The sequence below is a fragment of the Hyalangium sp. genome (assembly GCF_035629615.1).
Lineage (GTDB): Bacteria > Myxococcota > Myxococcia > Myxococcales > Myxococcaceae > Hyalangium.
On the sequence record NZ_DASPHO010000068.1, the window covers coordinates 1 to 10,128 of the forward strand.

The 10,128-nt window shown below is 65.0% G+C and carries 8 protein-coding genes and 2 pseudogenes; 1 reads left to right on the forward strand and 9 read right to left on the reverse strand.

Annotation, left to right across the window (positions count from 1 at the left end; genetic code table 11):
* Positions 1 to 313 (forward strand): annotated as a pseudogene (locus VD972_RS02995) (hypothetical protein); the annotation flags it as partial.
* A gap of 156 nt (positions 314 to 469) precedes the next feature.
* Here the strand turns inward: VD972_RS02995 and VD972_RS03000 are convergent.
* The 9 genes and pseudogenes from VD972_RS03000 to VD972_RS03035 form a co-directional block, all read right to left on the reverse strand.
* Positions 470 to 823, reverse strand: a complete 354-nt coding sequence (locus tag VD972_RS03000) for a DUF2381 family protein (protein WP_324980422.1) — start codon at positions 821 to 823, stop codon at positions 470 to 472.
* Positions 824 to 989: 166 nt separating this feature from the next.
* Positions 990 to 1,637: a DUF3332 domain-containing protein gene (locus tag VD972_RS03005; protein WP_324980424.1), complete on the reverse strand. Its 648-nt coding sequence runs from the start codon at positions 1,635 to 1,637 to the stop codon at positions 990 to 992.
* A gap of 102 nt (positions 1,638 to 1,739) precedes the next feature.
* Positions 1,740 to 4,877 carry a type I restriction endonuclease subunit R gene (locus VD972_RS03010; protein ID WP_324980426.1) on the reverse strand — a complete coding sequence of 1,046 codons (3,138 nt, stop codon included), beginning with the start codon at positions 4,875 to 4,877 and terminating at the stop codon, positions 1,740 to 1,742.
* A complete protein-coding gene (locus tag VD972_RS03015) occupies positions 4,874 to 6,238 on the reverse strand; it encodes a restriction endonuclease subunit S (protein WP_324980428.1) in 1,365 nt (454 codons plus the stop codon). Before VD972_RS03015 ends, VD972_RS03010 begins: the two co-directional genes overlap by 4 nt.
* Positions 6,235 to 6,399, reverse strand: coding sequence for a hypothetical protein (locus tag VD972_RS03020; protein WP_324980430.1), 165 nt, complete (start codon positions 6,397 to 6,399; stop codon positions 6,235 to 6,237). The genes VD972_RS03015 and VD972_RS03020 overlap by 4 nt, the downstream gene beginning before the upstream one ends.
* Before the next feature lie 14 nt (positions 6,400 to 6,413).
* Positions 6,414 to 6,488, reverse strand: a pseudogene (locus VD972_RS45390) (DUF5953 family protein); the annotation flags it as partial.
* Between the two features lie 18 nt (positions 6,489 to 6,506).
* Entirely contained in the window at positions 6,507 to 6,749 is a 243-nt protein-coding gene (locus VD972_RS03025) for a ribonuclease E inhibitor RraB (protein WP_324980436.1), read from the reverse strand.
* Between the two features lie 533 nt (positions 6,750 to 7,282).
* Complete coding sequence (locus VD972_RS03030; RefSeq protein WP_324980439.1) at positions 7,283 to 8,632, reverse strand: hypothetical protein; 1,350 nt, start codon at positions 8,630 to 8,632, stop codon at positions 7,283 to 7,285.
* Positions 8,633 to 8,639: 7 nt separating this feature from the next.
* Positions 8,640 to 10,128, reverse strand: a 1,489-nt coding sequence (locus tag VD972_RS03035) for a class I SAM-dependent DNA methyltransferase (RefSeq protein ID WP_324980441.1), incomplete at its 5' end; no start/stop codon positions are given.

The following is a 10,128-nucleotide window of genomic DNA, read 5'->3' on the forward strand; positions in this document are numbered from 1 at the left end:
CACGGTGGCCACCGAGGGGCTCGAGCTGACACCCGGGAGCACGGTGAATCTGTCGGGCAACACGGACTCCGGGCGAGCCCGGGCCACGGTGGTGCACCTGGCCGCCGGCGAACCCGCCCGCGTCTTCGGTCCCGTGGACAAGGGAGACCTGGAGCTGGAGGAGGGCGGCGGCATCGATCAGCCCACGCGCGGCAACTTCTCCATGTCCTTCCAGCGCGGGGACGGCTACGGCTCGGGCCGCAGCCTGGAGGGCCGCTTCGCCTCTACGGCGATGGATGCGGGCTTCGGCCCGGAGCCGATCCCGCTGCCTTGAACCCGCGGGAGCGGCTTGTGCCCCTCTGGGCTCGAGCCGCATCCGCTGAGCGGTGGCTCACCGGAACGAGTCAACGATGGAGACCCCCGAGAGGGAGAATTCAAGGCATCCCGGTGCGCCATGACTGCAATCGTCCCTGGCTGACCGGGGACGATCTCAGCCCGGTCGATTCGGAGCGCGAAGGGTCGAACAGAGCACCGCGTTGTAGTTCTCGCGGTCCTTGAACACGTTCACCTGATAGTCCGTCCATCCCCAGTGCTCCCGGCGCGGTGGCCGCACGAGGAGCGGAACCACGGTTCCGTCCACCAGCGTCACGACCAGGGGAACCCCTTCGTCTCTGCCGAGATCACGGAGCGGCTCCAAGACCACTTTCTTGCTCCCCACAAGCAGGGGTTCAAACAAACCATAACCCGAGCTTGCCGGGGCCCTCTGCCGGGCGCCGCCTGCGCCAACCTGTCTACCTGTCAGACAGGTTCGTGCCGGGCGCCGCCAGCAGGCTCCGCCACCCACCTGGCTGCTTGTCTGACAGGTTCATTTCGGCCCCGCCGCCAGCAGGCCTTCCCGGAGTTCCGGCCCGGGAAGAGGGGTAGAGGGGCCTGCGGACTCCGCTGACTTGCCCGAGTGCCTTGGTTCAACGCCCGCTCAGTCCTCCGGGGGCTTCAACTGGGCCTGCCGGTTACGGCGCGTCCACGCAGACTTGCGCCAGGCCCTGGGAGAGCGGCGACACCTGGTTCTGGGCGTACTGGGCCAGGCCCGCGGCGCCATCGTCGAGGAGCACCTGGCGCGCCTGTGCCACGGCCTCGGCCGAGTGCATGGCCACCGTCGTGCCCGCGGCGTCCGACACCGTCACGGAGCCATCCACCTGCCCCTGTGCCTGGATGAGGAGCGCGCCGCCCTCGTCACGCACCGCCATGCCGTTCTCGAGCAGCTCGAAGTAGCGCACCACCGGCGCCTGGCCGGCGCGCTCCACCTCCACCTTCATCACGCCTGCCGCCTCGTCCCGGGTCAGCCGCAGCGTCTCATTGGGGCTCAGGCGCACCACGCGCGTCTGGGAGTCCGGAGTCTCGGCGCTGGCGACGGGGTTCGAGCCGGTCCAGAACTCGATGCTGTTGATGACGAGCGCGTCCACCAGCGCGCCGATGCCGTACACGGGGACGATGACCATCACCAGGAAGACGGCCCACTGAAGGAACTTGTTGGACGAGACGTCCTTGTTGAACTGCCACATCGCGCGGGTGAGGGCGAACTGGCCGAAGCACCCGGACACCTGAACAGAGAAGAGAGCAAGGCACAGCACCGCCAGCAGACGGGAAGCACGCTTCATACAGGGAACCCCTCCAAGGAACTGCGGGTCAGTCCCCTCACTCTGCACCAGGCCATACCTGTGCAGAAGGGAATAGCGGTGCTTGCGGCCTCCGGTCGCTGCCTACGGCTTCGCCCCCTCTGTGTGTCCCGCGCTCACTTTAGACCGAAGGGCCTCCCACAGCTGCGCGTGGTTGAGCAGGATGTCCTTGATGCCGCCCCGGACGGTGTCGGAGTTCAACGCCTGCGTGCTCATCAGCGTGTGCGCGTCGAGGGCACTGATGATGGCGTTCATGATCTCGCTCTGAAGATCGGGCGAGTTCGCAAACTGCTCCTTCGTGTTGTTCGCGGCCTGCTGGGCCAGCGTGGGGGACTCCAGCAGCTTCCCCATCAGGACGTTGTTCACGTAGACGAGCTTGTCCTGGTCCGAGAGCTCGCCCTCGAACAGCGTGTTCACCTTCTCGATGATCTCGTTGAGTCGAGCGCGCTCCCTCTCCTGCACGCTGCCTCCTCCCGTCTCAGTGAGGGGGTAGAGCAGCGGCTTCTCTCCCGCCTCGAGCACCATCGAAGCCTTGCCGTGCCCCTTCAGCGTGTGGTGCGTGAGCTTGACCTTCGAGAGGTCGATGGCCTCGCGCTCGCGTCCGAACTCGAGGAGCGGCACGAGGCGCTTGTAAAAGAGGGCCCGCTTCTCGATGGAGGTGCTGCCGTAGTCGAAGATCTGCGAGAGAAACGTGTAGAGGCGCAGGTACGCGCCCATGTCCGACTTGAAGAGGACGAGGGCGTCGAGCTCGGCCTTGGCCTCTTTGCTGGCCTTGGTGTCGGACTTCTCGTTCGCGTCCTTGAACGCCGACTGCGCGGCCTTGAACCGCTTCATCAGCCGGTCCACCACCGGCTCGAGGGCCTTCACGAGATCGCTCTGCTTCGCCTTGGGGTCAAGCTCCGCGCCGACCACACGGTCCACCTCGAAGTCGTCGTAGTGGCCGGCAGCGTCAAGCTTCGCGCGCAGGTCGAACACCAGGTTCGGGTCGGTCGTGGCCGAGAGCTCCGCCGTCGTGTAGTACGCCTTGAAGGCTTCGAGGACCTCGGCCGGGTCGTTGACGAAGTCGAGGACGTACGTCGTCTCCTTGCCCGGGTACGCCCGGTTCAGCCGCGAGAGCGTCTGCACCGCCTGGATGCCCGCCAGGCGCTTGTCTACGTACATGCCGCAGAGCAGCGGCTGGTCGAAGCCGGTCTGGAACTTGTTGGCGACGAGCAGCACCTGGTACTCGCCGCCCTTGAACGCCTCGCGAATATCGCGGCCCTTCAGGTGGGGGTTCAGCGTCCGGCTGTGCTCCGTGAAGGGATCCGGGCCGGAGTCCTTGTCGAGGACTTCGCCGGAGAACGCCACGAGCGTGCCCATCTTGTAGCCGTGCTCCTGGATGTACTTCTCGATGGCGAGCTGCCAGCGCACGGCCTCGAGCCGGCTGGCCACGACGACCATCGCCTTGGCCTGGCCGCCGAGCAGCGGGGCGACGTGCGCGCGGTAGTGCTCCACCACGACCTGCACCTTCTGGGCGATGTTGTAGGGGTGGAGCCTCACCCAGCCCATGATCTTCTTCAGCGCGGCGCTCTTCTCGACCTCCTTCTCGTCGATCTCCTTGCCCTCGTGGGCGAGCCTGAAGGCCAGGCTGTACGGCGTGTAGTTCTTCAGCACGTCGAGGATGAACGCCTCCTCGATGGCCTGGCGCATGGAGTAGACGTGGAACGGCGTCGGGATGTTGTCGGGCGCGGGCTTGCGCGACGGGTCCGGCCGGGTGCCGAACAGCTCCATCGTCTTGTTCTTCGGCGTGGCCGTGAACGCGACGAACGTGATGCCCGAATCAGCGGCTCGTGACTCCATCTGCGCCGCCAGGATGTCCTCGCTGCTCACTTCGCCACCGTCGTTGAGCTCGGCCACCTCCTCCGGGGAGAGGACGGCCTTGAGCTTGGACGCGGCCTCGCCCGTCTGCGAGCTGTGGGCCTCGTCGGCGATGACCGCGAAGCGCTTGCCCTGCGTCGCGGACAGTTCACGCACGGCTTTGATGGCGAAGGGGAACGTCTGGATCGTGCAGACGACGATCTTCTTGTCGCCCGAGAGCGCCTCGGCGAGCTTGCCGCTCTTGCTGCCGTCCTTGTGGGTGATCGTCGCCACCACGCCGGTGGTGCGCTCGAAGTCGAAGATGGCCTCTTGGAGCTGGGAGTCGATGACGTTGCGGTCGGAGACGACCAGCACCGTGTCGAACACCTTCTTGTGCTGGGCGTCGTGCAGCTCGGCCAGGAAGTGCGCCGTCCACGCGATGGAGTTCGTCTTTCCCGACCCGGCCGAGTGCTGGACGAGGTACTTCGCGCCAGGCCCGTCCGCGAGCACGGCGGCCTGGAGCTTCCGGGTGACGTCCAGCTGGTGGTAGCGCGGGAAGATGACGCGGGTGATCTGCTTCTTCTTGTCGCGCTGGGCGATGAGGTAGCGCCCCAAGAGTTCGAGCCAGCTCTCGCGCGCCCAGACCTGCTCCCACAAGTACGCAGTGCGGTGGCCCCCGGCGGGGTTCACCGGGTTGCCCGCTCCGCCGTCGTTGCCCTGGTTGAAGGGCAAGAAGGCGGTCTCCGGGCCTGCGAGCCGCGTGACCATGTGGACTTCGCTGTTGCTCACCGCGAAATGCACCAGCGCGCCGCTCGGGAAGGAGAGCAGCGGCTCGGCGGCTTGCCCCTTGGGGTACGGCAGCCGGTCGAAGCGGTACTGGTCGACGGCGTCCGTGATGCTCTGAGTGAAATCGGTCTTCAGCTCGACCGTCGCCACAGGCACCCCGTTGAGAAAGAGCACCAGATCGATGCTGTTCTCGTTGTGGACGGAGTAGCGCACCTGTCGCACCACGCGCAGCCGGTTGGCTTGGTAGCGGGCGAGGATGTCGGGGTTGATGGCGAGCGCGGGCTTGAACTCGGCCAGCTTGAGCGGTTGCTTGAGGCCCAGTAGCTCGAGGCCGTGGCGCAGGACGTCGAGCGTGCCGCGTTGGTCGAGCTGGTCTCGCAGGCGGCTGAGCAGCGTCTCCCCGGCCTTGCTGCCGTGGTTCTTCGTCAGCGCCTCCCACGCCTTGGGCTGCGAGGCCTGCACCCAGGCCAGCACGTCAGCGGGGAAGAGCGCCCGTGCGCGGTCATAGGTGGCGGAGTCGCCCTCGGAGTAGAGCCAGCCGTGGGCCGCGAGGTGCGCGCAGATCTCGGTCTCGAAGCTGATTTCCTTGTGGAGGCTCACGCGGCGGCCCTGGCGGCGATGGCGCGAACATCGATCTGGCCGGTGACAGTGGCGGAGATCAGGGCGGCGCGACGTTCCTGGAGGAGTTCGATGGCTCGCTGGGCTTCGGCGGCGAGCAAATCTATCTTCGCGGTTTGCTCTCGTATGTAACCGACGATTGCACGCTGCTCGGTTAGCGAAGGACGCGGGATGACAAGCGACCTAACAGTCGCCTGGCCGATCTTCTTCATTGATGGGCTCGTGCCTGTCGCCTCCCGTTCGATCTGGAAACGAACGCTGCGAGAGCGAAGGGACAAAACCAAGAACTCGGGGTCCGTGCACCAAGACAGCGCATGGAAGCGATAAAGGAGGTCAGAGAGCAGGAGACGCCGCCGCACTTCCGGAACCAGCGTCGCCATGCCGACAAGCTCAAGTGTATTGCCCCTGCTCATCAGAATATCGCCAGCCTTGATTTCGTACTGTTCTAGTGGAGCGACATCCGAAGGAAGCGCTTTCTGCTCTCTCGGGTCAAACTTGTCCCCATTGCCACAGCCAACTTTGAGGACTCCCCATTCGCCTTCAGGTGCTGGTTCGCCCAAGCACTGCGGTGACCACCCCTGATCGACTTTGGTGATGGAATGCCTGAGCGGCACCACCTCCCAATGCGCCGGCACCTCGCCCAGCCAATCGACGCCCGAGGGTTTCATTGGCGCGTCGGGGTTCAGCCCCTTGGTGACGGCGTGGGAGATGACGGCTTGGCGCTTCTCCTTCAGCAGATCAATCAACCGCTGCTGCTCGGTCACCAGCGCGTCGATCCTGGCGGTCTCGCGGTCGAGGAAGGCGGCGATCTTGTTTTGCTCAGCGGCTGGGGGCGTCGGCACAACAAGTGATCGAATCTCTTCGACGTTGATGCGCTTGAACGTCGAACCGATCATCAGCATTGCCAATTGGTGAGTCACGGCGGTCGAGCGAATCACCTGCTGCATATAGTCGGACGAGAGTTCAGGCGAAAGCTTGCGAAGGAGGACGACATCCTGCCCCATTGCAAATCTGGGGTGGTCAGCGTGGACTTGTCCGACCTCGCCGACCGTCGCGTTGCGAGAGAAGATCAAGTCGCCAGGCATGGGACGACGGCCGCCCTCAATTAGAAGTTCATAGAAGATTTCGGTGGTGCACTTGGCCTCTTCGAGGTCGATCCACCGGCCCTGAACCTCGCGTATGCTCACAATCGGAACCCCGTCATCGACGAACTCCGCCGTGATGTGCTTGCAATCGGTCACTGTCCAATAGCGTTTCAGCGGTCCCACTTCCCAGTGCGCCGGCACCTCGCCCAGCCACTCGACGCCGCTGTCCTTGTACTTCGGGTAGCGCGGGAAGCTCATTGCGAGAGCCCGCCGATCATTGTGAGGATGCGGCCGGTGACGCCCTTCAGGTCTGCGTCGATCTCCGCGAGCGCGCGCGGCGGCTTGAAGACGTAGATGTAGTCGCCGCGCAGCAGGTCCGCGACGGATTCGATGAAAGAGGAAAGGGTGGGTTCACTCATGGCACCCGCTCATGCTACCTCAGGGGTGGCGCGGCGCGCCCGCCCATTTCTGGGAAGCGCTCATAGGCTCGTAGCAGCGCCGCGATGTGTTCTGGGACGTGCCCACATCACCCCGGAAGTTCCATCTCCGAGCCGTCGTACTCGCCCGAGTGTTGCTGGGCCAGGCGCTCCAAGTCCTCACGGACGGAGAGCCCAGTCGGATCCCCTGGAGTGGGCGAGTGCGTGGCGAGAACGAGCCAGCGCCTCCCGTCAGCGCTCTTGCGGCGCTCGGCGCTGAAGCCGCGCTCACGCAGCTCGCCCGCCACGGCCTGGCTCTCCTTAGCCCGAGCGAAGTACAGGAAGTGGCGCATGCGCGGCGGCCCGTTGCCGAGAGGAGCCTTCGGGTGTTGATTCTCCTGGCGCGGACGTTCTGAATGCTCATGTTCAGGCCGCCACTGTCCGGCCAGGCGCTCTACCAGGAACTCGTGGTTCCACATCTGCGCCAGAGAGATGCGCTTTTCCTCAGGAGTGAGCGCTCTCTTCAGCAAGGTTTCGTGGGTCCCGTCCCTGAGCCACCAGGAGAGTGCCTGGCCCTCACGCGTCCGGAACCCCGCCCTCAGCAACTTGGAAGGAGCCTCGAGGCCTGATGGAATGGGGTAGTTGCCGACGAGCTCAACGAGGCCCTGCTTGGCCGCAAGGCCCACCCGGTAGAAAGTAAAATAACCCTCCAATGTTGCCAGGGCCGCCAACTGATCAGGGGGAGGGCGCTGCGCGAAGAGCCCTGGAAGCACGCGGACGGTATCGTTGTAAACAGGATGCTTGGATGTGTATTGCAGATAGGCGAGGCCACGCGGTGTGCGTACCTCGAAGAGGTCTCCGAACCGCGCTCTCTTGCGAGGGCTGGTCATTCCAATCCCTCCACGTTCTTGAGAGTCTCAAGGATCTCTTTTCCCCTGCGCAGCAGGTTGGCGTACTTGGGATTTGACCGTGCAATGCTGTTGATGCGGTTCAGGAGCGTGCCCCCATTCTTCTGAAGGCCATAGAGTTCGATGAGAGCCTGTTCGACGGCGCGTGCATCCTCCCGTGAGAGATTGCTCATGAATTCTTCAATGTTGATGCCCTTCTTCCGAAGTTGCTCCGCCGTACGTCGCGCCAGGTCATGGGTGATGCCCACGTACTGCACCTGCCCACCGGGGCCTTGCGAGACGTAGACGGTCGTGCTGCGGGGGGCAGGGGAGCCACCGCTGCTGACACCCTGGCTGGCCATGGTGACGGCGCCGGGTGCCAGGACGACGGTGGCGCCCTGCGCTGAGACAGTCACCGTGTCCACCGCCGCAGCGAGGGAGAGACGCACGCCCCCCTGTGCCTCGGCCACCAGGGTGGCCTGGGAGGCTCCGGGAAGTGAGGGCAACTTGGATGCGAAGCCGGCTGCGGTGCTCCCGGCGGCGGCGGTGAAGAGCAGGACGAAGACTCGGGCGGCGTTGGGGCCCATCACCTTGCTGAAGCGCCGCCCCGAGGTGCGCACCTGGTCGAACGAGGAGGCGTTGTCCACCTCCGCCACCAACCGGGTCCAGCCTTGGAAGAGGCTCCAGACGGTGTCGAAGCCCAGGTAGCCGATGAGCGCCACCGTCATGGCCGCCGCGAGCCCCTTGGAGAAAGGCTCGGGCAGCACCCAGAGCATGAGGTACAGGGTCATGGCGGAGATGAGAGTGGCCTGAATGGCGAGTGGATCCACCATCCGTCCCAGCGCCTCCTGGGTCTCCAGCCAGAGCGAGGCCATGGCGAAGTGCAAGGCCAGGGCGCGCTTGCCGTCCTTGTCCAACAGGGCACCCCCCTCCAGCAACTGGAGACAGTCGGAGGGCTTGGACTTCTCCTGGCACCACAGGCTGTAGCCACGAGTGATGTCCTCATTTTCTTCAGTGGGCTCTGGAAGAAGGCGAGCTCGAGGCACGTCCTCTCGCGTATTCACCGAAACAAGGCCCAGGTGTGTCCGAGTCCCCTCATACGCGCCACGGGAGGGGGTCAACCACAGCCGCCGTGCCTGCTGGAGCGGTTGAGGAGAGAGGCCCACGCCGGGGGCCTGAGCTGCGAAGGACTCCTGGAAGGATTCCTCGTCCAACTCCACCGGGGCGCGCTCACCTCTTGGAACGTGGACGGCAGGCCCGTTCTGCTGCATCTCCACACGCAGCACCTGCGCCGGGCCAGTGCAGCCCACCAGCAGTGCCACCAAGAGAGAGCTCAGCCCTGATTTCACGGGAAGCTCATTGCGAGAGCCCGCCGATCATTGTGAGGATGCGATCGGTGACGCCCTTCAGGTCCTTGTCGATCTCTGCGAGCGAGCGCGGCGGCTTGAAGACGTAGAAGTGCCGGTTGAAGGGAATCTCGTAGCCCACCTTCGTCTTCTCGGGGTCGATCCAGGCGTCGGGCGCATGGGGCAGCACCTCGCGCTGGAAGTACGTCTCCACGTCCTCGGAGAGCGGGACGTTCTCCGTGTCGCGCAGGTTCGCGTCCGCCACGGGCTTGTCCTTGCCCTTGCCCTTCGTGCCCAGCACCGGGCGGCCCTGGCCGTCACGCTCGGGGCGCTCGACCGTGAGGGTGCGGTAGCCGAAGTCCTCGTTCTTGAAGATGCGGCTGATGGGCACGCCCTCCCGCGTCACCTTCTTGAAGCTGCCGAAGATGCGCGTGAGGTCGTCGATGTGCTCGGGGCTCAGCTCCTTGCGCTTGCTGCCGAGGCTCTTGCGCATCTTCTGGAAGAAGCTGCTCGCGTCGATGAGCTGCACCTTGCCCTTGCGCTGGGCGGGCTTGCGGTTGCTCACGATCCACACGTAGGTGCTGATGCCCGTGTTGTAGAACATGTCCGTGGGCAGGCCGATGATGGCCTCCACCAAGTCATTCTCCAGCATGTAGCGGCGGATCTCGCTCTCGCCCGAGCCCGCCCCGCCGGTGAAGAGCGGCGAGCCATTGAGGACGATGCCGAAGCGGCTGCCACCGTCCTTCGCCGGCCGCATCTTCGAGACCAGGTGCAGGAGGAAGAGCAGCGAGCCATCGCTCACGCGCGGCAGGCCGGGGCCGAAGCGGCCGTTGTAGCCGAGCTGCTCGGCCTCCTTGCGGACCTCCTTCTCGATCTTCTTCCACTCCACGCCGAACGGCGGGTTCGAGAGCATGTAGTCGAAGTGCTTGCCGTGCAGCCCGTCCGCCGAGAGCGTGTTGCCGAAGATGATGTTGGCGATGTCCTGCCCCTTGATGAGCATGTCCGCCTTGCAGATGGCGTAGGACTCGGGGTTGAGCTCCTGTCCGTACATGACGAGGCGGGCACCGGGGTTCAGGCCGGTCAGGTGCTCGCCGGCCACGCTCAACATGCCGCCGGTGCCGGCCGTCGGGTCATAGAGGGAGCGCACGACGCCGGGCTTCGAGAGCGCGGCATCGTCCTCGATGAAGAGGAGGTTGACCATGAGCCGGATGACTTCGCGGGGCGTGAAGTGCTCTCCGGCGGTCTCGTTCGAGAGCTCGGCGAACTTGCGGATCAGCTCCTCGAAGACGAGGCCCATCTGTGTGTTCGACACTCGGTTAGGGTGGAGATCGATCCCGGCGAACTTCTCCGCCACCAAGAACAGCAGCTTGGCCTTGGCGAGTTTGTCGATCTGAACGGCGAAGTCGAACCGCTCGAAAATGTCGCGCACCTCCGGCGAGAAGCCCTGGACGTAGGCCTCCAGGTTCTGGCGGACGTTCGACGGGTCGCCGAGCAGCTTG